Below are 25,993 nucleotides of genomic sequence, written 5' to 3' on the forward strand. Positions count from 1 at the left end.
GATCCCCCCTGTTTTTCTGTAGGCGGGAGACTATCGCCTAATCCGGCCCGCGCAAGTATGTTGCGTGACGCCGACACTGTAGAAGGAAAGCCATGATGATCGAACTGCTGCGCGCGGCGTGCCTGGACAATGTCCCCCACGGCTTTGCCGGGCGGCGCGGCGGCGTTTCCAGCGGCGTTCACGCAGGCCTGAATGTCGGGCTGGGATCGGACGATGAGCGGGAGGCGGTTCTGCGCAATCGCGACCTGGCGCGCGACGCTCTGTTACCCGGCGCGCAACTGGTGACGGTGCGGCAAGTCCATTCCCCCGACGTGGTGACCGTCACGGCCGCAATCGGGGAACAGGACCGCCCGGCGGCGGACGCCATGGTCACGGACCGGCCGGGGCTGATTTTGGGCATATTGACCGCGGACTGCGTGCCGGTCCTCTTCGCCGACCCCGATGCAGGCGTCGTCGGCGCGGCGCATGCAGGCTGGAAGGGCGCGTTGAGCGGCGTGACCGACCGAACGATCCAGGAGATGGAGAAGCTGGGCGCGCGGGCAGGGCGCATCCGTGCCGCCATCGGCCCCTGTATCGCGCGCGCTTCCTATGAAGTGACCGAGCCGTTCATGCGGGCTTTCGAAGATCAGGACCCGGAAAATGGGCGATTCTTCAGCGCGGGGCGGGAAGGCCATTGTCAGTTCGACATAGCCGCCTATGTCGCCGCGCGTCTGGCGGCGTCCGGCATTGGCCGGGTCGAGATGCTGGATGAGGACAGTTATAGCCAGCCTGAGCGTTTCTATAGCTATCGCCGTTCCTGCCATCGTGGCGAAGCGAGCTATGGTCGGCAGATTTCCATGATCGCAGTGGGATAATAGCGCCCTGCCCCCGTCGCCCCGCCGGACAGGGCGTGGTCGGCGGGCTGGCGCGCCTGCATGTCATACCGTCCGACAGCTTTTCTAGTTGCAATAAAGGATGGGATTGCGGCCACGCCACCGGCAACCTATTTGTCGCGGGCGCGTCGATGTTTGACGAGCAAGGGGGACAGGCTAAGGCGTGGCATGAGCACCAGAACAGATTCAGGGGAAATTGATCCCGTCATCGAAAGCCGCGACCAGTTGATCGCCGCCTTCGCCAAGGGAGAAAAGCCCAAGGATCGCTGGCGCATCGGCACCGAACATGAAAAATTCGTCTATGCCAAAGATGATCATCATGCCCCGTCCTATGGTGAAAGTGGCGGCATCCACACGCTGCTGATCGGCCTGACCCGCTATGGCTGGAGCCCGGTGTTCGAGGGCGAAAACATCATCGCCTTGTCCGGTGCCGACGGGACGGTCAGCCTGGAACCGGCGGGACAGCTGGAGCTGTCAGGCGCGCCGCTGGACAATCTTCACCAGACCTTTGGCGAGACACAACGGCATCTGGAACAGGTCAGATATGTCGGCGAAATGCTGGGGCTGGGCTTCCTGGGCCTGGGCATGTGGCCCGACAAGCGCCGCGACGAATTGCCGATCATGCCCAAGGGCCGCTACGACATCATGCTGCGCCACATGCCGCGCGTCGGGTCGCTGGGCCTGGACATGATGCTGCGCACCTGCACGATCCAGACCAACCTGGACTATGGCAGCGAAGCGGACATGGTGCAGAAGTTCCGCGTCAGCCTGGCCTTGCAACCGCTGGCGACGGCGCTGTTCGCCAATTCCCCCTTTACCGAAGGCAGGCCCAACGGATTTCTGTCCTATCGCAGCCATATCTGGTCCGACACCGACGCCGCGCGCACCGGCATGCTGCCCTTCGTGTTCGAGGACGGCTTTGGCTACGAGCGCTATGCGGACTATGCCCTCGATGTGCCGATGTATTTTGTCTACCGCGAAGGCCGTTATATCGATGCGGCAGGGTTGAGCTTTCGCGATTTCCTGGACGGGCGACTGTCCGTCCTGCCGGGCGAGAAGCCGACCGAGAAGGATTGGGAGGACCATCTGTCCACCGCCTTCCCTGAGGTGCGGTTGAAGAGCTTTCTGGAAATGCGCGGCGCGGATGGCGGCCCGGCCGACCGGATCACGGCGCTGCCCGCCTTCTGGGTGGGGCTGCTCTATGATCAGGGTGCGCTCGACGCGGCGTGGGATCTGGTCAAGGACTGGTCGATGGCGGATCGGCAGGCATTGCGCGATGCGGCGCCGCGTCTGGCGCTGAACGCGCCGCTGCCGGGCGGGCGAACGCTGCGCGACATTGCGGGCCAGGTGCTGGAAATTGCGCGCGGCGGGCTGAAGGCGCGGGCGCGGATGGACGATGCGGGCCGCGATGAGACGGAATATCTGGCCCCGCTGGACGATATAGCAGCGTCAGGGGTTACCCATGCTGAACGGTTGCTGGCGCGCTATCATGGCGAATGGGCGGGCGACCTTGGCCGGGTATATGCTGACGAAAGCTACTGATCGGCGATTTTATTCGGCGGGCTGAAGTTCCGGTTTGCGCGCCGCCTTACGACCGGTGACCCAGGCAAAGAACCGAGGGACCGGCCCGTTGCGCGCCATCCATTCGCTGTAGGCGCGATAGTCGGGGTCGGCCGACAGATGCGCTTCCTCTGTCCGGGCGCGCCAATAATAGACGGCGTTGGTCACGGCCAGCATCGCGCAGTTGCGCACCATGTCTGTCAGGCTGCCCGACAAGGTCAGGAACGGCAGGGCGGAAAACCACCAGAAGAGATTTTTTGACAGATAGGCCGGGTGGCGGGTCCAGCGATAGGGTCCATGCGTCAATATGCCGCGATGGGTAAGATTGGAAAAGCGTATGCCAAAGGCTACCGTCGCCCAGGCGTAGATGGCGGTCAACAGCACCAGCCAGCCGCCCAGCAGCCACTGGATGCTGGTGTGCCCCTGTGTCCACATATCCCATTCCGCACCGCCCGCATGATAGTCGAGCGGACCGCCCGCCCCCATCAGCACGAAGGGCGGGTAGCAGATCAGCGCCGCCACCCATCCGGCCAGCGTGGGGTTGGCGGAACGGATGTGCGAATCCAGCGGCTTACAGGTCAGCAGATAACCGACCGTCGCCATGCAGACGTCGATCATGAACATGATGGCGATCAGGAAGGCGGTCAGGTTCACGGGGTTGGCGAAGGCGTGATCGATGCGCCAATCCACGACGCTGGCGAAATTGCCGGGCACGATCGACAGCATGAAGGCGAGGAAGAAGCCCTTGACCGTCCAGGCACGGGCATGGTTGGCGACCTGACCCCGATCGGGCCTACCCGCCGCGCCACCGATCACCCATTGGCCGAAGGCGTAGGACGCATCCTTCGGGTCGATCAGCCGCCGGTCGATCCAGACGACATAGGGAATGGAAAAGGCGAGCAGCCAGGGCGCGGCGGCCATGAACAGGTCCATGGAGAAACGGTAATTGCCGTTCCAGTACCAACGCGCCACGCAGTAGAATATGGCGATGGCCAGCCATGTCGCCCACAGCCCGGCGATCTTGACCAGGCTGATGTCGAAAACTTCGCGCAACAGGCGGGCAGGCCCGCGCCAGTCGAGGCCGGTCGACGCATTGCGATGCACCTTGTCCACCAGCAGCGACCAGAGCACCATCGGCAGGCCACAGGCGATAACGGCAGCGAAGCCCGCATAGGGGCCGTTCATTCCGTAGTGACGGGCCACGACCGTCCAGAGTCCGAGGCCCAGGAGGCCGACAAGGCCCACGCCATGGCCGACGGCGGAAGGCGGGCAGGGATCGGCTGTCTTTCGCATGACGGCCGCTTATGCGCGAAAATGGTAAGCAAGCGGTGAAGGACTGCGCCCTGCCCCTGCCCGTTCAAAGAACAGCCGTCACCAGCCCCAGCGCAGCGGCCTTATTCGCTTCGAGATACCAGTTTTCCGGTGCGCGCTTCTTTACTTCGTCCAATGTCACTTGCGACCCCATGATCAGGTTGGCGAACCCTTCATTCTGGATCGTGATCGACGCTTCAATTTCATTCAGCGCGGCCTTGAGCGGGGCGATGCAGGTGGAAAGCGGGCCCTGCAGGCGGATGTCGCGCGTGATGATGCGTTCATGAATCATAAGGCGGGTGCCGCGCGTCAGATAGCGGTTTTCCGTCGCGAAAAAGCCCATGAACGTCGCGCCCGCGGAATAGACGGCGGTCTTGCCCAGGAAAACGAGCCGACATTCAGGACGCAATTCCGAATGGAAACGAATATCCTCACCCATCATCCGCGCGAGTTCAGGGTCGCCGCCCAGCGTGGAAATTTCCACCACGACCAGCCCGTCCTGAGGCGCGGCGGCCAGCCTTTCCTTGAAATGGATATACATGCCATGATCGACATAGCCCGCCAGCCGGATCGCGGGGTTGGCGAAATCCTGTGGCGACAGCATCGGCGCTTGCATCGTCATCGACCTTAATGTCCTTTGGTGATGGGGAACAGGGCAGCACTACGCGCGACGCGCCAAATGGTGCCGTGGCCGCGCGCTTTTAGCTGGCGCGAGGCCCAAGACGCTGTAAAGAACAGACCATGACCAAAGGGCACGGGGCATGATCGCTAAACTCAAAGGGCGGCTGGACAGCACCGGAACCGACCATGCCATCATCGATGTGGGCGGGGTCGGCTATCTTGTCGGCGCGTCGTCGCGCACGCTGGCGGCGCTGGGGCCAGTCGGCGAAGCGGTGACGGTGCATACCGAAATGCTGGTGTCCGACGATTCCATCCGCCTGGTCGGCTTCGCACGTGGGGAGGAACGCGACTGGTTCCGCCTGTTGGTCGGCGTGCAGGGCGTCGGGTCGCGCGTGGCTCTGGCGATTTTGTCCGCGCTGGAACCGGCTGAACTGCATCGTTCCGTGGCGACCGGCGACAAGGCGATGGTGGCGCGGGCGAACGGTGTGGGTCCCAAGCTGGCCCTGCGCATCGTCAATGAGCTGAAGGACAAGATCGGCGCTGCGCCGGGGGCTTCCGGCGCGCTGGCTGGCGGTGGCGTCGCGCCATCCCTGATCAACGGCCATGGCGCGGACGCGATTTCGGCGCTCCAGAATCTGGGCTTCCGCCCGGCGGAGGCGAGCAGCGCCGTTGCTGCAGCGGAGGAAGAGCTGGGCGAAGGCGCGACGCTTGACGCGCTGGTCCGGCTGGCGCTGCGCAAGGCGTCGAAATGAGCGAGGAACGGCTAATCGCGTCCACCCGTCGCGTCGAAGATGTCGATGCGGCGCTGCGCCCCAAATCCTTGAGCGAATTTATCGGGCAGGAAGCGGCGCGCGGCAATTTGCGCGTGTTTATCGAGGCAGCGAAGGCGCGGGGCGAGGCGTTGGACCATGTGCTGTTCTTTGGACCGCCTGGCCTGGGCAAGACGACGCTGGCGCAGATCGTCGCCAAGGAAATGGGCGTAGGATTTCGCGCGACTTCAGGGCCGGTCATCGCCAAATCGGGCGACCTGGCCGCGCTGCTGACCAATCTGGACGAAGGCGACGTGCTGTTCGTGGACGAAATCCACCGCCTCAATCCAGCGGTGGAAGAAGTGCTGTATCCAGCGATGGAGGACCGGGCGCTGGACCTGATGATCGGGGAAGGACCATCCGCCCGATCCGTCCGCATCGACCTGCCCCACTTCACGCTGGTCGGCGCGACGACGCGGCAGGGATTGCTGACGACGCCGCTGCGTGACCGTTTCGGCATTCCGGTGCGGCTACAATTTTATACGGTCGATGAGCTGGAACTGGTCGTTCGCCGCGCGGCGCGATTGTTGAACCTGGTGATCACGTCCGATGGCGCGGTCGAAATCGCGCGGCGTTCGCGGGGCACGCCGCGCATTGCCGGACGACTGCTGCGGCGCGTCCGCGACTTTGCCAATGTCGCAGGGGCGCAGGCGGTGGACGCAAAGGTGGCCGACGCGTCGCTCAGTCGGCTGGAGGTCGACCAGTTGGGGCTGGACCTGATGGACCGGCGCTACCTGATGATGATCGCCGACATCTATCGTGGCGGCCCGGTGGGCGTGGAGACGCTGGCCGCGGGCCTGTCCGAGCCGCGCGACACGGTCGAGGAAGTGATCGAACCCTATCTGATCCAGCTGGGCCTGATCGCCCGCACCGCGCGTGGCCGTTGCCTGAACGGCCCGGGATGGAAGCATCTGGGGCTGAACCCGCCTGCGGGCACGCAGGACGGCCTGTTCGGCTGACAGGGTCCGGCTGAAAATTCGATTGGCCGGATTGAACAGGGCGCGCGGAAAAAGCATGGCCGTTACGGCAGCGCGCCGTTATAGCCTGCCCCCAAAATGGCGCGTTGCGGGCGCGCCGGGTCCAGGAGGCAGGGTTGCAGGCGATCAAACGGTTCCCCAATCTGGTGACGATGTTCTTTGCGCGGGCGAGGGAAAAGGGCGACCTGCCTTTCCTGTGGCGCAAGGTCGATGGCCGCTGGCAGTCGCTCAACTGGACCGAGGTCGCGCATCAGGTCGCTTCGCTGGCCGCTGCATTAAAGGCGCGGGGCCTGAAACCGGGCGATGCCGTCATGCTGGTGAGCGAGAACCGCCCCGAATTCTGTATCGCGGACCTTGCCATCATGGCGGCGGGGTGCGTGACGGTGCCGACCTACACCACCAATACGACGCGCGACCACCAGCATATCCTGACCGACAGCGGAGCACGGGCGGTAATCGTGTCCACGGCGAAGCTGGCGCAGGCGTTGATGCCCGCGGTGCTGCGGTCGCGGGCGAGTTTCGTCATCGGCATGGAACCACTGCGCGGCGGACAGGGCGACATTTCCTGCCATTTGTGGAGCGACCTGATCGCGGCCCATATCGCCGACCCTGACGCTTGCGCCGCCGAACAGACGGCGGATCGGCCGGACCTGGCGTGCATTATCTATACCAGCGGCACTGGCGGCGCGCCGCGCGGGGTGATGCAGCATCATGGCGCGATCCTGTGCAACATCGAAGGCGCAGGCAGGCTGGTGGTGGAGGATTTCGGTTGGGGGGACGAGGTCTTCCTGTCTTTCCTGCCGTTGTCCCATGCCTATGAACATAGCGGCGGCCAGTTCCTTCCGATCATGCTGGCCGGGCAGATCTATTATGCCGAAGGGCTGGAAAAGCTGGCCAGCAATATCGAAGAGGCGCGGCCCACGATCATGGTCGTGGTCCCCCGCCTGTTCGAGGTGCTGCGGACCCGGATCATGAAATCCGTCGAAAAGCAGGGCAAATTCCCCACCTGGTTGATGGCGCAGGCGCTAAGGATCGCGGCAAAGGAGCAGCAGGGCCGCAAATCGATCGCCGACCTGCCGATGAAGGCGCTGCTGGCGCGCACGCTAAAGCCCAAGATCGCCGCCCGCTTTGGCGGACGGATGAAAGCGCTGGTATCGGGCGGCGCGCCATTGAACCCCGATGTCGGCCTGTTCTTCGACGCCATGGGCCTGACCTTGCTGCAGGGCTATGGACAGACAGAGGCCGGGCCGGTGATCAGTTGCAACCGGCCGCGCGCGGGGATCAGCATGGACACGGTCGGGCCGCCGCTTGACGGGGTGGAGGTGCGGATCGCCGCCGATGGCGAGATTCTGGTGCGCGGCGAACTGGTCATGCACGGTTATTGGCGCAACGAAGCGGATACGGAGCGGGCGCTGAAGGGCGGCTGGCTGCACACCGGCGACATTGGCGAGTTTGACGATCGCGGGCGCATCCGCATCACCGACCGGAAAAAGGACCTGATCGTCAACGACAAGGGCGACAATGTTTCGCCGCAGAAAGTCGAAGGCATGCTGACGCTGCAACCGGAAATCGGGCAGGCGATGGTCTATGGCGATCGCAGGCCGCATCTGGTCGGATTGATCGTGCCGGATGCCGAATGGACACGCGAATGGGCGGCGGCACGGGGGCAGGAGCCGGACCAGGCCGGCGCCGACCCCGAATATCAGTCAGCCCTGCGCGCAGCCGTTGAGCGGGTCAATGCCGACCTGTCGGTGACGGAACGGGTGCGGCGCGTCATCTTGGCGGACGAGCCGTTCACCATCGCCAATGAGGAAATGACCCCGTCGATGAAGATACGGCGTCATGTCATTCGCGCGCGCTATCAGGATCGACTGGACGCGCTTTACCAGGGTTCAACCCCTGCTGCTCAGCGACCGGGCGTCCGATAGGGGGTAAAGGACCCAAGCGCGCATGAGCCGGTGACCATGCCAACCGCCAGGTCCGCGCTGCGAGCGATGTCGCCCCGGCAATATTGCGACCCCACAGGCCTGACCACCAGAGTGTCGCCACGGGCGAGGCCCGGGCAGCTGCCGATCAGGTCGTTGCGATAGATCAGCCGACCGCTGACCCGATAGAGGAGCACGCTGCCGCTGATCGCGGTCATGTTGGTTTGGGGACGGATTGGAATACAGCTGACCGGTTCGCCGGGCACCTTGCCCTCAAGCGCTTTTTCCAGCCTTGCCGCCTGCCTTTCGGTCAGTTGAGGCCGTTCCATGCTGCCCGCGCAACCGGCTAGCATCGCGGGCGCCAATAATATCCATCCACGCATGGCCATTCTCCTGCAAATCGCTTCATTGGAGCGACGCGGTTTCAACGCCTGACCGTCAGGCGGTATCCTTGGCCGCACGTCGCGCGGCCAGCTGATCGACGTCGGCGGCGCGCATGAAGACGTTGGTGGCCCGTTCCTGCCCGATGGTCGTGGGCACTGTCGCTTCGCCCCGGCTTCGCGCGATATCGACATCAGCCATCCGATCGGCAAGCGCGCGGTTTTCTGGCTCCACCGTCATGGCAAAGCGGCCATTGGCCTGCGTATATTCATGCGCACAATAGACCAGCGTATCGTCCGGCAACGCGGCGAAGCGCTGCATATTGGCGAACATCTGGGCAGGAGTCCCTTCAAACAGCCGACCGCATCCCATGGCGAACAACGTATCGCCAGCAAACAGCAGGTGCTCAGCCGCCAGATGATAAGCGATATGCCCAGCGGTATGCGCGGGGACTTCCAGCACAGTGGCGACATGTTCGCCGATGCGCACGCTGTCCCCCTCCCCCACCAGCCGGTCGAGTGTCCCGATCTTTCCCGCCTCCGTCGCGGGGCCGGTGATGGTGCAGCCGGTCGCCGCCTTGATCGCCGCGTTGCCGCCCACATGGTCGGGGTGCCAATGGGTGTTCCAGATCTGTCCAATGGTCCAGCCGCGCTCCGCCGCTTGCCCTAGCACCGGGTCAGCAACGGCGGGGTCGATAACCACGGTATCGCCGCCCGCATGATCATGCATCAGCCAGACATAATTGTCATTGAGCACCGGGATGCGGACCACCTCCAGCATGGTTTACCACACTCCGCTATTGGGCATGGACGCCCAGGGTTCGGCAGGGTCGAGATAGCCGTCCTGCAGAAGCTCTATCGAAATATTATCCGGCGTGCGCACAAAGGCCATATGCCCGTCGCGTGGGGGCCGATTGATCGTGACCCCCGCGTCCATCAAACGCTGGCAGACATCGTAGATATTGTCGACGCGATAGGCCAGATGACCGAAATTGCGCCCACCTTCATAGCGTTCAGGAGCGCTGCCGTCGGCGGGCGGCCAGTTATAGGTGAGTTCCACCTGAGCATGTTCGTCACCCGGCGCGGCGAGGAAGACCAGAGTGAAGCGCCCCTGGTCGTTATCGATCCGCCGCTGTTCCTCCAGCCCCAGCATGTTGAAGAAGGCCACCGTCCGGTCAACATCGGTCACGCGGATCATCGTGTGGAGATATTTGGTCAATTTTTGCTCCATTCGTCGCCGTCCAGCAACGGTTCATCTCAGGCCTGTCAGCAATGCGTCCAAGATAGGGTGGCATGGGCGGTGAAGGAAGAGGAGACGGACATGGGTTTGGACTTGCGCGACAAGGTGCTGCTGGGCTGCGCCGGACTATTGGCCTTCGGGATCGTGAGCGGCGGCTATCTGTTGGGCGACGGATTGAAGCGCGCCAGAGCCGCCGACCGTTCGGTCACCGTGCGTGGCCTGGCGGAGCGCGACGTCACCGCCGACCTTGCCACCTGGTCGATCAGCTATTCCGCCACCGGGTTCGACCTGCCCACGGTACGGGCAGAGATTGACAACAACACCAAGGAACTGAAGGCCTATTTCGCCGGGTTGGGTTTCCCGGCCCAGGCGTTGACCCCCACTGGCGCAGGGGTCAACCAATATATCAACAATGGCGTGAACACGATCACAATCACGCAACGGATGTTGTTGCGAACCAACGACATCGCCAAGGCCCAGCGCGCGGTCGCCCAGCAGTTCGACCTCGTCCGGCGCGGCGTCACGCTGCAGGAAGGGTCGGGGATGCGTTACAGCTTTACGAAGTTGAACGACGTCAAGCCGCCGATGGTGGCCGCCGCGACCAAGGATGCGCGCTCCGCCGCAGAGCAATTTGCACGCGACAGCGGCGCAAGCGTGGGTGGCATCAAGAGCGCGACCCAGGGCTATTTTTCCATCGACGCGCGCGACGGCGAAACCGACGGGGCAAGCGACACCCCTTATAAAAAGGTGCGCGTCGTCACCACGGTCGACTTTTATCTGAACTAATCATTGCGGCGTGGAGCGATGCCGTCTTCCATCGCTCCACGCGGTCCTTCATCAGTCATCATCGCCGATAATCGCGCCAGCGGTCCCGCCGACCACAGCGCCTTCTACCGCGCCGACCCCGGTGACAGCGCCCACCGCTGCACCGCCCGCGCCGCCGATCAACCCTCCGCGCGTCGCCCCATGCGAACAGGCGCCAAGCGACAAGGCGCCCATCATCAGAAGGCCGATGGCCGCAATCTTTCCTCGATTACCTTGCATTTCGAATATCCTTTCCCGAATGCCATGATGATGGGCCAACGGGAGGATGGGGCCAAGGTTCCCCGGAGCGAACCCGCCCGGTCGATTGTCAGCGCCTGGGCTGACCCGCCAGTCGCGCAAGGCTTTCGGCTGCAGCCTTCCCGGCCGGGGTCGCCGGGGCGATCTTCACCGCCCGTTCCCAGGCGGATTTCGCGACATCCTCATGATCGGTGAGAATGGCGATATTGCCTTCCTCCAACGCCACCGACGCATCATCGGGCGACAACTGCACGGCGCGCGCGATGTGGGCCTGGGCCAGTTTCATTTCACCCGTGCGGCGAGCCAAGGTCGCCGACAAAAGCCAGGCAAGGGGGTCCTGCGCGGCCTGCTGTGTCGCGACATCCAGCGACTCCCGCGCGCCCCCAACATCGCCCAGCGCGACCAGAGCACGGGCGCGGTCGAGGTGAAGTTCGCCCTTTTCTATGCCATCGGGCAAACCACGCGCCAGGGCGGCGTCAAAACTGGTACGCGCCTTTGCCGCGTCGCCGCCCGCCAGCGCCGCATTGCCTGCCTGCGCCCATAGCCGTGCGCTTTGCGCCATTTCGCCGCCACGCTCCGCTTCCTCCGCCGCCTGCTCAAAGGCGACGATGGCGGGGGGCCACCGTTCCGCCCTGGCATAGGCGAACCCCATGCAGTGACGCGCGTAGAAGCTGCCGCCTTCCAGCCGCCACTTCTGGGCAAAGGCAACCGCCTGTTCAGGAGAATCGACGGCCTGATCGAGACATGCCTGAAACGGCCTGGCAAATTTTTCCGGTACGGGAATGCGCCCGTCCGCTGCTGCGGCAGGCGGTGGCGGCGTGGATGCAGAACGGGCGACAGCCGCTTCCCTTTGCCGCCGGGTCATCACTGCCTCAATTTCAGGATCATAGGCTTGCGGCGTCAGCAGCAGCAGGGGCAGAAGGAAGGCCATTAAAAACTGTCCAAAAGGCTGGCGACAGTACGGATCAGCAGGGCGATATCCGCGTCGCGGGAAAGGCGATGGTCGCCATCCTTAACCAGCAGCGTCTGCACATCCGATGAACGTAGCCGCTGCGCGATACGGAGCGCCGTCTGCCAGGGAACGTCGCGATCTTCCTGCCCCTGAAGCAGGCGGACAGGGCAGGAAATGGCGATCTCTCCACTCAGCAGGCGCAACGCCTGCCCGGACTGCCAGAACGCCAGCGTCGTCACATAGGGCTGGTCGCCATAGGGGGTCGGCTCGACAATGCGCCCTTCCGTCGCAAGCAGCGCCTTGTCAGCATCGGTAAAGCCCCATTCGGTAAAGTCCGGCGCGGCGGCTATGCCCACCAGCCCCACCACCTTGTCCGGCCGGGCAAGCGCGATCAGCAGCGCCAGCCAGCCGCCCATGGACGACCCGACCAGCACCACCGGCCCATGGACCAGCGCGTCGATCAGTTGCAGCGCATCGTCCCGCCAAGTGGCGAGTGTGCCATCCTCGAACCGTCCTTCGCTGGCGCCGTTGCCGCCATAATCGAACCGCAGCATCGCCCGGCCCGATCCGGCAGCCCATGCGTCCAGGGCTACGGCCTTGCCACCTTCCATGTCGGACATGTAGCCAGGCAGAAAGACAAGTGTAGGCCCGTCGCCCGTGCGGTGGCGATAGGCAAGCCGACCACCGTCAGGGCACGCGAACAAGGATGGCGGCGGGTTGGCTTTTGCAGGCTCCATCGGGTTCTCCACGGGCGTTAAGGGCGTAAAGTCCGCCCTGCCTTAGAGGCAGGCGCAGCGAAATCCAAAACAGAAGAAAAATAACGGCCTGCACAATTGACAGGGTAAGGAGCAACGGCTAATCGCGCCGTCCTACCCCGTGCCCAGATGGCGGAATTGGTAGACGCACCAGCTTCAGGTGCTGGCGATCGCAAGGTCGTGGAGGTTCGAGTCCTCTTCTGGGCACCACTTTCTGACGCCAAGTGCGTCCAGCAGCGTCCAGCAAGCGTCTGGTTTCATAGCATAAATCGACGGATGATCGGCGGCTAAATTTCCGGTGACGTCCGGCTAGGACCTCCACCCCCCCCCTGGCGGCGTCTTGTGCCAAGACAGGTTCGTCGAGTGCTTATGATCAGAAGTCGTCCATGGAGCACATCCGCGCCATTGGTTTGGAGATCGCGAAGGCGGTTTTCAGGTGCATGGCTCGGATGCAGCGGGGAGCGCGTTGCTCAGGAAGCGGATCCGTGGTGCGTCCACCCGCGATAGACCGTAGTCACCCCAGCCGTCACGCGGGCGCAAAGGGGCCGGCAGAGCCTCCGCCGTCGATCGGGATAAGAGCCCCATTGATGTATCCGCCTAGGGTTGACGATACGAAATCGACAAGATTGGCCACGTCATCCACCTTCGCGAAACGCGCCAACGGCACCGCCTTTTCCGCATCGTCGAATGCCCAACCAATTTCCGCCAGCAACTGATCGAGCATCGGCGTTTCAACATATCCGGGGCAAATGGCGTTGCAGCGAACGCCCTTCGGGCCGTGGTCCAGCGCCATGCTCTTTACAAGTCCCGCGACGGCGTGCTTCGACGCGCAATAGGCGGCATAGCCCTGGAAGCCATTCAGGCCAGCGTCCGACGCGATGGCGGTGAAAGTTCCACCCCCATTCTCCAGGAATGGGATGATTGCTTTTGCGAAGAGGAACACGCCTGTAACATTGACGTCGATCATCTTCCGAAACAGCTCGGCCGACATATCTACAACCGTGCCCGTCGCCGCGATGCCCGCACAGGCGACCGCGGTCGAGGGCCGTCCGAAATCCTTCGCGACGCTTTGGATGAAACCGGCAAGTTGATTTTCGTCGGTCACATCAACAGTCGCCGCTATGCCCTGTCCGCCAGCGCGTTCGATCTGCTCAAGCGTCCCCCTGACTCCATCGGCATTTCGGTCGGCCAGAGCGATGAAGCTCCCGCGTGCGGCAAGCTTCATGGCGACGCCAGCGCCGATGCCTGAGCCTGCCCCGGTGACTACTGAAATTTCCATCGAGGCCCTTCCTTTTACTCGTGGGAGGTCAAGAATCCCGCGCTACACAGCTGACTGGGCAGGCGTACCATGATCCGCGCCCTGACTGGATCGACCGCCATTGCCGCGCCCATGAAGGAGAAGACCATCCCTACACCGGAATCAGCATCAACGGTTTCTGATGGCCAAGACGATCTGATAGCAGAGGTCACGGTCGGCTTTTTCTCTATCACCTGATCACTCCGTTCGGCGTCCGTCAGCGCGGGGGCTTAGAACGGGCTGCATCAAATCAGACGCAGCCCGCCACGCTAATTTTGTTTCGGCTCGCGCAAAACCGGCGGCCACTTTTGCACGATGTCCAAGGCGCCTCCCTTCTTACCTGATGAAGCGGCGAGCCTTGTTGAACAACCGGAAGTCGTCATATTTCTGACCGTAGATATACGGACGATAGTCATGACCGTCATCCAGTTCTTCCCAGAAAGGTATGGTCCAGCAGGAGGCGCCTTCACCATAGGAAACACCGCCCACTTCGACCACCGGTATGGTGTCGAGCGGATCGACCGCAGTGCCGGCGAGCTTGAGCATGCCCGTGCCCTGCCGCGTGACACGGAAGTCCTCCGCCGTATCAAGGCAGCTCAAAACCACCTTGTTCTGGAAGCCCTTGCCGGTCGTGTGCGGCTGCGCCTTCAGCTCGAAATCCTTGACGTTGTTTTGCGCCGGGCCAAGGTCAGCACCGAGTTCGGCCTGAATTTCTATCAGGCGCACACCGTTGCGTTCAGCATAGGCGTAAACTTCATGACCATCGACATACAGGCGAGCATTACCGGTCTTTTTGCCTTCACCCCACATCTCACGCCCGATGGTGACAGGCATATCGCCGCTGACGAACAAGGTCAGCATGGTGGTGCCAGCTTCACCCTTATATTTGCACGACAGATAGATGATGCCGCAGTCGAATTCGCCGCAAAGCGCCGACTGCCAATGCGACACGTTGGCATAGGCGATCGGTTCGTCGGGAAGATCGAAACAGGGCGGGAGGACCTTACGCAGAAATTCCTGCGTGGTCTTGAACTCAATCGTCAGGGATTCTGTCGTAAACTGCCCCTTCGACAGCAAGCTCTCAATTTCTGCGACTTCCTGGTCTGTTTTGACGAAGCTCATTGACTAGCCTTTCTGTAATTTCTTTCATGAATTTAAAATAAAATTGGATTTCACTTCTCGCCGCCAAACGCTTCCGCATCTGCATAGGGGAACCACCAGAAATCATGAGACGAGCAGCTCGGATCGATCATCACCATCTTCGAGTGCCGGAACTGGTCCAGCCCCTCCGCTCCTAGCTGGCTACCCATGCCAGAGATCTTGCGACCACCGAAAGGCGCAGCATTATTGTCCATCAGCGGGGCATTGATCCAGGTCATGCCGCTTTCAAGCTCTTCGATGGCGCGATGCGTTTCACCAAGGTCCGTGGTGTAGACCGTCGATCCCAGGCCATAGTCCGACCGATTGGCGAGCGTGAGCGCTTCGTCGAAATCAGCGACGCGGCAGACGGACATCACCGGACCGAAGCTTTCAACATTCAGGATTTCGGCGTCCGGTTGGACCTCCGTCAAGACCGTGGGTTCGACGAAGTAGCCAGCGTTGAGGTGAGACGGACGGGCGCCGCCGGTCGCCACCCGGGCTCCCGCCTCGATCGCGCGCGAGACCAGTCCTTCGTAGCGGCTCCGTTCGCGCTCCGACACCATCGGACCCATATCGACCTTGTCCAGGCCGTTGCCGATACGGATCTTCCGCGTCAGTCCGACCACCTTGTCGATGAAGGCATCGTGGATGTCCTGATGGATATAAAAGCGCTCGCCCGACGTGCAAACCTGACCCGCATTGAGATTGGCGGCAAAGACGGCGGCGCGCGCGGCAATGTCGAGATTGGCCGACGGCATGACGATGAACGGATCGTTGCCCGACGTTTCGATCAGAGCCTTCTTGAAATTTTCGGCGCATCCCTTCGCGACGGCCCTGCCCGCGCCCACGCTGCCAGTGAAGGCGATGCCATGAATATCCTTATGCGCGACCATCGCGGTGCCGACGCGAACGCCACCCGTGATGAGGCCGATCAGGCCGGGCGGCAAGTGCGGCATCATCGTCTTGAGGAACAGGAGCGACGAGACCGATGTGTGGTCGGACGGCTTCAAGATCACGGCGTTCCCAGCACCGAGCGCCGCAGCCGCTTCCCAGGAATAGAGGCAGTAGGGGAAGTTGAACGCCATGATGATGCCAACGACGCCAAGTGGATGCTTGGTGACCAGGTTCATATGGCCGCCCACGACCGGCCCAACGACACGACCATGATCGTGCCGGGACACTTCGGCATAGTAGCGGAATGCCCATACGGACCATGTAACCTCGTCGAAGGCTTCCTTGTACGGCTTGCCCATTTCGCGAGTCATCGATTCAGCCAGCAACGGCCGGTTGTCCTCAATGGCCTGCGCGACCTTATGAAGCGCTTCGGTACGTTCCAGCGCCGAAAGTTTGAGCCATGCGCGCTGCGCCTGCTTCGCGCTCGCGACCGCCTGATCGAGTTCAGCGTCAGTCGCGTCCGACACGCTCGCAACCACCTGTTCCGTAGCAGGATCAATCACATCGAGCGCAGTCGTCGAAGCACTCCGCCGCAGCTCTCCGTTCACCAGAATATGGTTGCTATAGTCCGCAAATGGCTTGAACCCCGACATCAAAATACTCCCAGAAAGACTATGGTGAAGTTCGCCTGCTCTTCACTCCCGCACCCATGATCACGCACCGAGCCAGCCCCCATCGACGGCATAGGTGTAGCCCGTGCAGTAGGATGAGGCTTCGGACGCCAGGAAGAGAGCCGCGCCCCGCAGTTCCTGCGGCTGGGCGTAGCGCTTCATCGGCGTGCGAGCCAACAGTTCGGCCTGGAGGCGGCGAACTTCTGGATCGGGATGATCCAGCTGCTCGCCTTCGCTCAATCCTGTGGCGACATAACCGGGGGCTATCGAATTTACCCGGATGCCTTCGGGAGCCAGCATGGCCCCCAACTGGCGCGTAAGCTGCACGACCCCACCCTTCGCCGCCGCGTAGCCGATGCAGCCCCATTGCGAGTCAGCAGTCACGCCGACGATGGACGCGATGTTGATGATGGAGCCTCCGCCACGACCCTTCATGGCCTTGGCCGCCGCCATGTCGGTGAAGAAGACACCCGACAGATTGACATCGATCAGCCGACGCCAGAGATCGGCCGTATAGTCCTCCCACGATATGGGAAGGTTCGGTTCAGCGATGCCTGCATTGGCGATACAGACATCAAGGCGTCCGTGCCGTTTCATGACGGCATCAACCATGCTGGCGACCGACGCCTCCTGAGACACGTCCACCTGTATTCCATGGGCGGCGCAGTCGCCATCCGCGGCAATCCGTTCAGCCGCCTCTTCAGCGCCAGCACCATCGATATCGGCACAGTAAACAATCGCGCCAGCGTGCGACAGGGCCGTAGCAAGCTCAAAGCCGATACCGCGCGCACCTCCCGTTACGAGAGCCACTCTCCCATCGAGCTTGAACAAATCCATTGTGTTCACGCGCCGCCTGATCCTCTAGCTTCAAAGTTATGAAAACTCTGTTCTTTTTTAAGATTGCGCGCCTTCAAGGCCGCGAAAATTGCTACAGCTGCTGGAAGGCCACTTCTATTAGCAACTAGAAGACAACCATAGCTTATTCGTCCGATGGTGCCGGTGGCGACGTTGATCGGCAATACCTCTGCGAGGGTATCACCGAAGCTCTGCCCTTCGGCAAAGGCAGCGAGTCCATGGGGCCAAGTTCCTCGGCCTTTTTCTCACTTGGACACCCTCCCTCTCTCTGCATTGCCGAGACGGCCGATCAAGCGGCCTTTGGTAGCAGAAGGAAGTTCGTGGAAATGACGCCGATACTGCTGGGAAAAGCGGCTCGGATGGTGGAAGCCCCATTTATACGCCAGATCAAGCACGTCGGTCCTGGCACCTTGTGCGAGAATATCTGAACGTACACGGTTCAACCTTTGCGTCAGAATATATCGTTTCGGGCTTAGTGCTGTGATATCGGCAAAACTATATTCCAAGGTGCGCTGACTGACACGCAAAGCTTCACAAAGCTCTGCGACGCTGAAGTCTTCGGTAATCCTGTCCAGGATATAGTCACGCGCTTTTCGAAAGAGATAGGTTCGTGTGTCGAGCGAGGGCCTGCTGCTCGCCTGAATGTCCAGGTCAGCCACGACGGCTCCAGCCGCGAGCGCCACATTCTCACCCCGATCCACCAGTTCAGCGTTGCGCGGATCGGCCGACAAACATTTCAGAAGATCAAAAACGGCTACGTCCAGCATGGCTGTGCGCTCCGCTGACACCGAAATCCATTTTCTGACCTTGAAATATGTCCGCCAGTCGAAATCGGCCAGCAAAACGTCGAGCAAATCCTGGTCTATCGCTACATAAAAGCCGGAATAATCGCCGCGCACCAGAAAGTGGAGTAACGCCTCATCGGCGCATATCAGTCCGAATTCTCCATTCAGCGCCTGCCCTTCACAAAATGCCTCGCCATTGGAGCGCGCCCGGAAATAGAAGAATTTGCCGGGGGGCGCGCAGAACATCTCCTCCATCGGCAGGTTATATTCTTCCAGCCCTACCGTTACGCCAGCCATTTCCATGTCAAAGAGCGCGCCCTCAAAAAGGCCAGGCAACAGCTGCACATATTGCGTGCGCCAGTTCATCTCCTTGATTTCGGCATGTTCGTCGGGAAAGGATGTAGGACGCCGGGGCAACGGCAAAGGCAGATCGCGTCCCCTTGCAGGACGGATGTGAGGCCAGCCGATGCTATCCAATTCGTCCATTTACGCGCTTCAATTCGCGGGCGATGCGCGGTCGCGCACCCCTATCCCAATTGCATCAGGCTGGCACATTCGTACTCGCCCCGCAACAGCTTGCGGAAAACGGCTAACGACATCCTCAAAGCTGTGACAGCTTTTCAAGCCAACGCACCTTCTGGAGATTCGAGGTGCGGGAAATCCAGTGATGATATCGAGGAAATATTTCAATGTCATATGTGTGGTCGGAAGAGCAGGTTCGCAATTTCCTGGATATTTTCCATAGCGAAAACACCCACACGCACAGCTGCTTCGTAAATGTCGAGTTTGAAACAACAGCAAAGTTCGCGCGCTCCGTTCTGCCACCATGCCTCGACGTTCCTGAAAATCCCACGATCACCATCAGCGTCGGATTGATGCGCGAATCGTTCAAAGGCCGCTTGCAACAAGGAAACGAGGTTCGCGCGGAGGAGGAAATCGGCTGGATCGTGATGAAGGCGGTCCATGAGGGCCGCGAAGGGATATATTCCCTTCAGGAGATCGTCAGCGGCGACTATGAAGTATCATCAGGCCGCGAATTCTGGGGCAATCCCAAGAAGCGCGGATCGGCCCAAATATACAGCGACAGCAAAACGGTTTACGCGTGGGCTGAGCGCCACGGTACGCGAGTTATCGAGATCGAGGCTAGCCTGGGCAACGACTTGCCAACCACCACGGACGAACGTTCCCGCTACTTCACCATCAAATATGACTTCGCGCCAGACGGATCGGGATTCGCGAGTGATCCTTCCCTGGTCACGCTCAACAATGGATGGGACACGCTCTACGGGAAGGAGCTAAACGACGTGCGCGTCGCGCTGCGACCCAATGGCTTCGACCCGGTGGATACGCTTGAACTAGGGAAAATAATCAGCGCTACAATGACCTATGGGGGCGGCGGATACCTGGTCGAACGTGTCGATAGGCTTGAGGGCGGAAAGACATATCTTCCTTATGTCCTGGGCCGGATTTTCGATGAGGCGACCCGTGAGCCGACTAACAAGGGCGCACGGATCTTCACCTGATCCACGCTGGTGCGCCCAGATCCTTATTGGGACGCAGGGAGGTTGGGGTTCTTGAAAAATGGGGAGGTCCTGATGGGCCAGGTGAAATATTTCCGGCTGTCGAGCAGCCTTTTTGTCCTCGCAGCACTGACCGCCACGGAGGCCGTGAACGCGCAGGAGGCCCCGGCGCCTCCGGCCTCGGCGGGAGGACAGTTGGAAGAGATTATCGTGACCGCCCAAAAACGGCGGGAGAGGATGCAGGATCTACCCGTTTCAGTAACGTCGATTTCCGGCAGTGCGTTGCAGAATCTTAAGCTGACCGACGCCTCTCAACTCGCGGTCCAGGTTCCGAACCTGACCGTTCAAACGCCCTTCGGTGAAGTACAGCCGATATTCGCGATGCGCGGCGTCTCGCTGGTCGATTATTCGCAGCATCAGCAAGGCCCGATCGGGATGTATGTTGATGAGGACTATAAGGGGGCGGGTGTTTTCCGCGCCCAGCAACTCTATGACATTGACCGGGTCGAGGTGTTGCGCGGGCCGCAAGGAACGCTCTTTGGCCGCAACACCACCGGCGGCGCGGTCAACATCTATACCGTTCAGCCCGACCTCGATGGCGCGGAGGGCTTCGTCACCGCCGGGGTGGGCAACTACGGGCTGCGGGAATTGACCGCCGCCGTCGAGTTTACGCCGGTGCAAGACGTCTTCGGCATTCGTGCCGCGTTCGATGGCCGTAAGTCCGACGGCTATCTCCACGCGGTTCAGCCGGGACTCAAGAATTTCGCCAACGACGACAGCTATGCGTTCCGGATCAATACGGCGTTCCGTCCCAGCCCCGGCCTCCGTTTCAATCTGGGCTATAGCCGCAGCCGTTCCGACACGCGTCCTGCTGGCTACACGGTGACCAATGTCGGCCCCGAAGGGTTGGGATTTGCCGGTATCTTCAATCAGGGGCTTGGCTTCTACGATGTGAATGCGGGTGACCAGGGCTATCTCAAGGTTGACAATGACAGCGTCATCCTGCGCGCTGAGTTGGACATGAGTCCCGACGTCGGGATGACGTCAGTAACGACCTACGACAAAGGCCGCTTTCGCGCCTATAGCGATGACGACAGCCGCCCTGAAGGCATTCTGGCGGATGGCAGCGACGCCAAGGCCCGTGTCTGGTCGCAGGAACTTCGTCTGGCTTCGCGCGGCTCGGGACCGTTCACCTGGCTCCTGGGAGCCGCCGCGTCTGATGAGAAAATCAGCAGCGCAACCCGCTACGATTCCTACGCTTCCTTTTCCGAAGACGTTGGCGGCACGCCGATCTGCCTGATCGATAATGTGACGGGATGCGTTTATACCAATCAGTTCAGGATGAAGCGCCGCAGCCTTTCCGCATTTGGCCATACGACCTACAAGTTCGACAACGGAATCGAAATTCAGGCGGGGCTCAGATATTCCAACGATCGCACGGACATAAATGAATATAAGGCCTATCTGGGCTATTTCGATCCTGCAACCGGCAATCCGGTTTATGGCGTCAGCACCTTCATAGAGGGACCGCCGCAAGATCGCTTCACCAACCGCAATCTCAGTGGCAAGGCGGCACTGCGCTACAGGCTTACGAGCAACACCAGCGTGTATGCCAGCTTCAGCCGAGGCTATCGATCGGGCACATTCAATGGCTACGCCTATTTCGATCCCGCAGAGATCACGATCGTCAAGCCCGAAATCCTCGACGCTTTCGAGATCGGAGCGAAGAGCGAGCTGTTCGGCAGAAAGCTCCGGCTGAATGGTGCAGTCTATTACTACAAATATAAGAACCAGCAGTTCCTCGACGTGACGGATCAGGGACTGGAGATTCTGGTGAACGCGCCGCGCAGCCGCATATGGGGCGCGGAACTGGAGGCGGCGGCCGCACCCACCCGGAACCTGACACTCAGCGCGGGGATCGGCTACACCAACGGCAAATTCCAGGATCTGACGCTCAGCGGGGTCGTCCTCGACGGCAACAGGCTGACTTCGGCGCCGCGATGGACGCTGAACGGCGCTGCGGACTGGAAGTTGCTTCAGGACACCAACGCCGCATTCGCGATCCATATGGACGCGCGATATTCGAGCCTTCAATATTTCGACGCCTTCAACACAGCCGATATATCACAACCTGGCTACTGGCTGGTCAACGGTCGGCTCACCAAGCCCATCGGAAATACCGGCCTGGAAATTGGGCTATGGGTCAAGAACCTTCTGAAGAAACGCTACTATGCTTATCTCGTCGACTACAAATCTTTCATGAACGCCAACCTCGCCACACCGGGTGCACCCCGGACTTATGGCGCCGATATTTCATTCCGCTTCTGATATCCGCGTTAATTTCGCCGTCAGGAAAACAAGACGAGTGAGAGGGTTCGATCCGAAGCGATCAGCCTTTGGTATAAACGGGATCCAGCATTGACAACGTCCACGGAAGACACTGCCACCTCCGGCGCTCTATCTCCGTTAAAGGCGGTAGCTCTTGGCTTCGCAGCGATGCAGGTCGGGCCATGTCTGGCGAGCGTACCGACGCTGCTGCTTCAGTTCGGAGGCGCTGGCTCCTGGATCAGTGCGCTGATGACGCTGGGGGTCGCGCTCCTCATCGGGCGCGCGATCACGACTTTCGCCAGCCGGTATGTCGTTAGCGGGTCACTCGTCTCCTACGCTGAAATCGCGTTTGGCAGCTGGGGGCAACGGGTGGTGGGCGTCTCGCTCATGCTCGGCTATCTCGGCGTGATCGCGATGATCGTAAATGATGAGATATATTATCTGACGAGCCTGCTGTCCGAGACCGGATTTCCCCAGGCGACGAGTTTACCCTGGCAATGCGCCTTAAGTCTCGTCGCTTCCGCCTTCTCGGCATTTTTTGCTTATCGCGGCCCTGATTTGTCCGCCCGCGTCGCAGGATTGCTCGCCCTGATCAGCTTGCCGGTCATCATGGTGGTAATGCTCCTCGCCTTCTCCAACCATCCAGCCGGATTCTTCGATCAGTTCAACACGAGCAAATTCGATGCCGGAGGAATACTCGCGGGGGCGGTATGGGGCATGGCGATCTATGTCGGTTTCGACGGCCTGACTTCGGTCGCATCGGATACGGTGAATCCGCGGAAAAATGTTCCTCGCATCCTGACCTACACCCTACTTTTATGTGGGGTGACATGGTCTCTGGGATCCTTGCTTCAATATTCGGTTTTGGCGCCGCATATGAACGACATTCTCGCCGGCAGAACCGCCATATCTGTCCTTGCAGCGCAGGCGGGCCTGCCTGGTCTCACGGCCGAGTTCGATCTTGTGGTCGGCGCCTCGGTCGTCGCATCGACGATCGCGTTCTTCAATTTCGCCGCCCGCATCGTGGCGACGGCGGCCCAGGATTCGATGCTGCCAGCCTCGCTCGGGATCATCGACCCTGAAAGCCATGCCCCCCGCCGCGCGATTTTGCTGGTCGGCGTTATCGGCGCGATCGTGCCGATGCTGATAAGGCTGAGCGGAGCCGAAAGCCCTATCGAGGCCATCACCACACTGGCCAGCATCGTGATCAATTTCTGGCTGCTGCCCTATTTCCTGATCAGCCTGGGCGCGATCCTGATCCTGCGCCGGGAATCCGTCGCCAGCTTCGCACATTTGATGCCACCGGCTGCCGGAGCGCTGCTTCTCATTCTCGTGGTCGCTCAGAACTTTATCGCGCGAGAGGGAAAGTGGCACATGCCCGTGATCGCGGCCACTATCCTCGCGGTCGCGTTGGGGCTGCTCAAACTTGCTGACCGGACCCGGCAATCGCAAGAGCTGAGAATGCATCCCAGTCCTGAATAGGCATCAGGTGCAGCGCGCAGCCAGAAAAAAGACGGCCCTGCCGAACAAGTCCGGGAGGGCCGCCAATCAGAGAAGAGATGGGACGTCAGAAATCTTTGCGAAGCTCAATGCCATAACGACGCGGAGGAACGTAGGTGACAATTCTGGTTCCAAACAGCGCGATATAATCGAACGCGGAGACCTGCTTTGCGGCATTGGTAAAGTTCTTCACGAACGCAGCAATTTCGAAGCCATTGCGCGAATAACTTACGCGAGCGTTGTGCAGCGTAGCGGCGGGAAGAAGGTTCATCGCATTGTTGTCGACCGATGAGTAACGCTTCGACTGATAGCTGAAATCATATACGAAAGCGAGCTGGCCGTTGCCGATGTCGAACGACTTGCGAGCAAGGCCATTGACCGTCCACTTGGGTGCATTGACCGCACCCTGGTCAATAACGCCGCTGTAGCTGGTGTTCACATCGTAAATTTTCGTATGAAGATTTGCTACGCCAAATTGAAGATCGAGGCCTCGCATGGGTGTAATAGACAGTTCCATTTCACCACCATACATATAGGCATCATTGTTGGTGACGAAAGATGTCAGACCCTGAAGCTGGAATGCCTGGAAGTCGGAATAATCATAATAGAATGTGCTGAGATTCAGGCGAACGGCACGATCAAATAGCTTCAGTTTCGATCCTGCTTCATAGGCGATCATTGTTTCAGCGCCAAAGGGCGTCTGATCGAGCGTAGTCGTCCCGCCCGCATTGCTATTGAAACCGCTGCCCTTCACGCCTCGCGAGACGCTGGCATAGAGCAGCGCGTCATCACTGGCGGTATAATCGAGCTGAAGGCGACCGCTCCACAGCCATTCTTTCTTCTTCGCGGCGCGACCGACAGTTGCCTCCGAAAAATCATATCCAAGCAGCGGAGGATTGTAGACGGTGTTAGTGACCCCGTCTCCCAACTCATTATAATATACCTGCGAAGAAAAGCTCTTGGTGTCGTGCAGCACCCGCCCGCCGACGGTCAGCTTCAGGCGATCGGTCAGCGCATAGTCACCCTGTGCGAAGGCCGAATAGGAGCGGACATGCTGGTCGAAGACGTTGCTGACATCGAACGCGAACTCCGTGCCAGCATAAGCAGGGAATGAATAGTTCTGATAATTGGACTGTTTTATATCCAGAAAATATACACCGCCGGTGAAGTTAAACCTGTCGCCCACTTTCGACACGCGAAGCTCTTCAGACCATTGTTTCAAATTCTGGCCGCTGGGAAAATAGCAGGCATTCAGGGGCGTGCCATCGCAATCCTCTGCATAGGCGAATTTGAAATCTGTGTAATTGGTAAGGGAAATAAGACTAATTTCGTCCGAGGCGTTCCATTCAAGGCGCAAGGTCGGTGAAATACGCTCTTTCTTCAGATAGCCGACGGCGTTGAACGCCGTCTTGCGCGCATCTGGATAGGGATCGCGATATCCCGTGGCGTCGTTCCCGGGGCCGGTCCCATAGGCATCGATGTCGGCGGGAAGGAGTTCCGGCGTGCCATTCACCAGATAGGCTGGCTGGGAGTCATAGGTGCCGATCCTTGCACGCGGATTGCGATCATAGGAGATTGCGAAATAGGCTTTGAAATTGTCGCTCAGGTCCCGCTGGATCTGCGCGCGCACGCCAAAGAATTTTTGCGCATTCGTGTCTGGACCGGTCGCGTTCTTCCACCAACCATCCGAATAGTCGAGCATACCGGAAATGCGGAACTGCGTCTTGTCGTCCAGCGGACCGCCGACGGCGCCCTCCAGGCGCTTCTGATCATAGTTGCCGATCGTGGCCGACACGAATCCTTCAAACTGTTCTGTCGGCTTCTTGGTGATGAAATTGGCGAGGCCGCCAGTGGAATTTCGACCGAACAGCGTCCCCTGCGGGCCGCGCAAAATTTCTACACGCTCCAGATCATAGACAGGGAAGTTGGTTTCATAGGGCGAGCTGACGTAAATATCGTCGAAATAGATGGCGTTGGGCGATTCCTGATTGGTCGAAAAGTCAGTCGCCGCGACGCCCCGCATCGTCAGGTTGCCGTTCAGCCCCGAACCGCCGCTCGATTCAAGCACTACGCCCGGCACTTTGGAAGCCAGTTCAGTGGCCGACTGGACCCCCATCGCCTGCATCTGGTCGGACGAGAAGGCAGAGATCGAAAGGCCGACCTTGTCCAGCCGCTGCTCACGTCGCTGCGCGGTCACCACGATGTCACCGCCCAGGCCATCGGGCTGGTGAGCACTCGCGTTGGCGCCCTGTCCACCCTGTTGGGCCAGAGCATAGGCAGGAACCATGCTGATACCGATCGCCAGCGCTGCTATCGAAGCCCGCATCGCGCGCACGCCGCATGTCTGGAAAAGATCTTGCCCTTTACTCAAGGATTGCAAAGCATAGAAGCTATTGTGATAAGCCATTGGATAAACCCCCGGATCGTTGTTGGGCGCGGTCCCGATCGCCAAATTTGAGACGGCCCAGAGGATCAGGCTGACGAAATTGTTATACAATACCCTGTGAAGGGTAGCTTATGCTTGCCTGAACAGTGCTGG

The 25,993-nt window shown here is 60.6% G+C and carries 24 protein-coding genes and 1 tRNA gene; 11 read left to right on the forward strand and 14 right to left on the reverse strand.

Going from position 1 to position 25,993, the window contains the following annotated elements:
* Nucleotides 1-95 precede the first annotated feature (95 nt).
* On the forward strand, nucleotides 96-854 hold the full coding sequence (gene pgeF / locus ACI3KQ_RS02765) for a peptidoglycan editing factor PgeF (RefSeq protein WP_404954963.1): 759 nt from the start codon (nucleotides 96-98) through the stop codon (nucleotides 852-854).
* A gap of 186 nt (nucleotides 855-1,040) precedes the next feature.
* Complete coding sequence (locus ACI3KQ_RS02770; RefSeq protein WP_404954571.1) at nucleotides 1,041-2,414, forward strand: glutamate--cysteine ligase; 1,374 nt, start codon at nucleotides 1,041-1,043, stop codon at nucleotides 2,412-2,414.
* Between the two features lie 9 nt (nucleotides 2,415-2,423).
* Here the strand turns inward: ACI3KQ_RS02770 and ACI3KQ_RS02775 are convergent, their stop codons facing one another.
* Both ACI3KQ_RS02775 and ACI3KQ_RS02780 read right to left on the reverse strand, forming a co-directional pair.
* Nucleotides 2,424-3,725 carry a methyltransferase family protein gene (locus ACI3KQ_RS02775; protein ID WP_404954573.1) on the reverse strand — a complete coding sequence of 434 codons (1,302 nt, stop codon included), beginning with the start codon at nucleotides 3,723-3,725 and terminating at the stop codon, nucleotides 2,424-2,426.
* Between the two features lie 64 nt (nucleotides 3,726-3,789).
* A complete protein-coding gene (locus tag ACI3KQ_RS02780) occupies nucleotides 3,790-4,365 on the reverse strand; it encodes a peptidase S14 (protein WP_404954575.1) in 576 nt (191 codons plus the stop codon).
* A 139-nt stretch (nucleotides 4,366-4,504) separates the two neighbouring features.
* Between ACI3KQ_RS02780 and ruvA the strand changes: the two genes are divergently transcribed.
* From ruvA to ACI3KQ_RS02795, 3 genes are all read left to right on the forward strand, one after another.
* A complete protein-coding gene (gene ruvA / locus ACI3KQ_RS02785; RefSeq protein ID WP_404954576.1) occupies nucleotides 4,505-5,116 on the forward strand; it encodes a Holliday junction branch migration protein RuvA in 612 nt (203 codons plus the stop codon).
* On the forward strand, nucleotides 5,113-6,132 hold the full coding sequence (ruvB, locus tag ACI3KQ_RS02790; RefSeq protein ID WP_404954578.1) for a Holliday junction branch migration DNA helicase RuvB: 1,020 nt from the start codon (nucleotides 5,113-5,115) through the stop codon (nucleotides 6,130-6,132). The genes ruvA and ruvB overlap by 4 nt, the downstream gene beginning before the upstream one ends.
* 170 nt (nucleotides 6,133-6,302) lie before the next feature.
* On the forward strand, nucleotides 6,303-8,078 hold the full coding sequence (locus ACI3KQ_RS02795) for an AMP-dependent synthetase/ligase (RefSeq protein ID WP_404954964.1): 1,776 nt from the start codon (nucleotides 6,303-6,305) through the stop codon (nucleotides 8,076-8,078).
* Here ACI3KQ_RS02795 and ACI3KQ_RS02800 read toward each other — a convergent pair.
* From ACI3KQ_RS02800 to ACI3KQ_RS02810, 3 genes are read right to left on the reverse strand one after another with little or no spacing between them, the layout of a single operon-like run.
* Nucleotides 8,057-8,458, reverse strand: a complete 402-nt coding sequence (locus ACI3KQ_RS02800; protein WP_404954580.1) for a hypothetical protein — start codon at nucleotides 8,456-8,458, stop codon at nucleotides 8,057-8,059. The genes ACI3KQ_RS02795 and ACI3KQ_RS02800 overlap by 22 nt on opposite strands.
* A 55-nt stretch (nucleotides 8,459-8,513) precedes the next feature.
* Nucleotides 8,514-9,236: a hydroxyacylglutathione hydrolase gene (gene gloB, locus ACI3KQ_RS02805; RefSeq protein WP_404954582.1), complete on the reverse strand. Its 723-nt coding sequence runs from the start codon at nucleotides 9,234-9,236 to the stop codon at nucleotides 8,514-8,516.
* 3 nt (nucleotides 9,237-9,239) lie between these two features.
* Nucleotides 9,240-9,674: a VOC family protein gene (locus tag ACI3KQ_RS02810; RefSeq protein WP_404954584.1), complete on the reverse strand. Its 435-nt coding sequence runs from the start codon at nucleotides 9,672-9,674 to the stop codon at nucleotides 9,240-9,242.
* 102 nt (nucleotides 9,675-9,776) lie between these two features.
* Here ACI3KQ_RS02810 and ACI3KQ_RS02815 point away from each other — a divergent pair, with 102 nt between their 5' ends.
* Nucleotides 9,777-10,481, forward strand: coding sequence for an SIMPL domain-containing protein (locus tag ACI3KQ_RS02815; protein WP_404954586.1), 705 nt, complete (start codon nucleotides 9,777-9,779; stop codon nucleotides 10,479-10,481).
* A gap of 51 nt (nucleotides 10,482-10,532) precedes the next feature.
* Here ACI3KQ_RS02815 and ACI3KQ_RS02820 read toward each other — a convergent pair whose 3' ends face one another.
* The 3 genes from ACI3KQ_RS02820 to ACI3KQ_RS02830 form a co-directional block, all read right to left on the reverse strand.
* Nucleotides 10,533-10,739 (reverse strand): hypothetical protein, encoded by a 207-nt coding sequence (locus ACI3KQ_RS02820; protein ID WP_404954588.1) that lies wholly within the window; start codon nucleotides 10,737-10,739, stop codon nucleotides 10,533-10,535.
* An 88-nt stretch (nucleotides 10,740-10,827) separates the two neighbouring features.
* Nucleotides 10,828-11,688: a hypothetical protein gene (locus tag ACI3KQ_RS02825; protein ID WP_404954591.1), complete on the reverse strand. Its 861-nt coding sequence runs from the start codon at nucleotides 11,686-11,688 to the stop codon at nucleotides 10,828-10,830.
* Complete coding sequence (locus tag ACI3KQ_RS02830; protein WP_404954593.1) at nucleotides 11,688-12,446, reverse strand: alpha/beta fold hydrolase; 759 nt, start codon at nucleotides 12,444-12,446, stop codon at nucleotides 11,688-11,690. The genes ACI3KQ_RS02825 and ACI3KQ_RS02830 overlap by 1 nt, the downstream gene beginning before the upstream one ends.
* A 141-nt stretch (nucleotides 12,447-12,587) precedes the next feature.
* Between ACI3KQ_RS02830 and ACI3KQ_RS02835 the strand changes: the two genes are divergently transcribed.
* Nucleotides 12,588-12,674, forward strand: a tRNA-Leu gene (locus ACI3KQ_RS02835).
* Between the two features lie 316 nt (nucleotides 12,675-12,990).
* On the opposite strand, the gene ACI3KQ_RS02840 is transcribed toward ACI3KQ_RS02835, so the two are convergent.
* Nucleotides 12,991-13,743 (reverse strand): SDR family NAD(P)-dependent oxidoreductase, encoded by a 753-nt coding sequence (locus ACI3KQ_RS02840; RefSeq protein ID WP_404954595.1) that lies wholly within the window; start codon nucleotides 13,741-13,743, stop codon nucleotides 12,991-12,993.
* A 69-nt stretch (nucleotides 13,744-13,812) separates the two neighbouring features.
* Between ACI3KQ_RS02840 and ACI3KQ_RS02845 the strand changes: the two genes are divergently transcribed.
* On the forward strand, nucleotides 13,813-13,959 hold the full coding sequence (locus tag ACI3KQ_RS02845; protein WP_404954597.1) for a hypothetical protein: 147 nt from the start codon (nucleotides 13,813-13,815) through the stop codon (nucleotides 13,957-13,959).
* Nucleotides 13,960-14,097: 138 nt separating this feature from the next.
* On the opposite strand, the gene ACI3KQ_RS02850 is transcribed toward ACI3KQ_RS02845, so the two are convergent.
* The 4 genes from ACI3KQ_RS02850 to ACI3KQ_RS02865 form a co-directional block, all read right to left on the reverse strand.
* On the reverse strand, nucleotides 14,098-14,883 hold the full coding sequence (locus tag ACI3KQ_RS02850; protein WP_404954599.1) for an acetoacetate decarboxylase family protein: 786 nt from the start codon (nucleotides 14,881-14,883) through the stop codon (nucleotides 14,098-14,100).
* 50 nt (nucleotides 14,884-14,933) lie between these two features.
* Entirely contained in the window at nucleotides 14,934-16,448 is a 1,515-nt protein-coding gene (locus tag ACI3KQ_RS02855) for an aldehyde dehydrogenase family protein (RefSeq protein WP_404954600.1), read from the reverse strand.
* Between the two features lie 60 nt (nucleotides 16,449-16,508).
* Nucleotides 16,509-17,303 (reverse strand): SDR family NAD(P)-dependent oxidoreductase, encoded by a 795-nt coding sequence (locus ACI3KQ_RS02860; RefSeq protein ID WP_404954966.1) that lies wholly within the window; start codon nucleotides 17,301-17,303, stop codon nucleotides 16,509-16,511.
* A 263-nt stretch (nucleotides 17,304-17,566) separates the two neighbouring features.
* Complete coding sequence (locus ACI3KQ_RS02865) at nucleotides 17,567-18,592, reverse strand: helix-turn-helix domain-containing protein (protein WP_404954602.1); 1,026 nt, start codon at nucleotides 18,590-18,592, stop codon at nucleotides 17,567-17,569.
* 203 nt (nucleotides 18,593-18,795) lie between these two features.
* On the opposite strand from ACI3KQ_RS02865, the gene ACI3KQ_RS02870 reads away from it, so the two are divergent.
* From ACI3KQ_RS02870 to ACI3KQ_RS02880, 3 genes are all read left to right on the forward strand, one after another.
* On the forward strand, nucleotides 18,796-19,629 hold the full coding sequence (locus ACI3KQ_RS02870) for an acetoacetate decarboxylase family protein (RefSeq protein ID WP_404954603.1): 834 nt from the start codon (nucleotides 18,796-18,798) through the stop codon (nucleotides 19,627-19,629).
* A gap of 72 nt (nucleotides 19,630-19,701) precedes the next feature.
* Nucleotides 19,702-21,954: a TonB-dependent receptor gene (locus ACI3KQ_RS02875; RefSeq protein ID WP_404954605.1), complete on the forward strand. Its 2,253-nt coding sequence runs from the start codon at nucleotides 19,702-19,704 to the stop codon at nucleotides 21,952-21,954.
* 168 nt (nucleotides 21,955-22,122) lie between these two features.
* On the forward strand, nucleotides 22,123-23,436 hold the full coding sequence (locus ACI3KQ_RS02880; protein WP_404954607.1) for an APC family permease: 1,314 nt from the start codon (nucleotides 22,123-22,125) through the stop codon (nucleotides 23,434-23,436).
* 85 nt (nucleotides 23,437-23,521) lie between these two features.
* On the opposite strand, the gene ACI3KQ_RS02885 is transcribed toward ACI3KQ_RS02880, so the two are convergent.
* The gene (locus ACI3KQ_RS02885; protein ID WP_404954609.1) at nucleotides 23,522-25,780 is read right to left on the reverse strand and encodes a TonB-dependent receptor; all 2,259 of its coding nucleotides are present in this window, start codon (nucleotides 25,778-25,780) and stop codon (nucleotides 23,522-23,524) included.
* Nucleotides 25,781-25,993 lie beyond the last annotated feature (213 nt).

The sequence above is a fragment of the Sphingobium sp. ZW T5_29 genome, assembly GCF_044987515.1.
Lineage (GTDB): Bacteria > Pseudomonadota > Alphaproteobacteria > Sphingomonadales > Sphingomonadaceae > Sphingobium.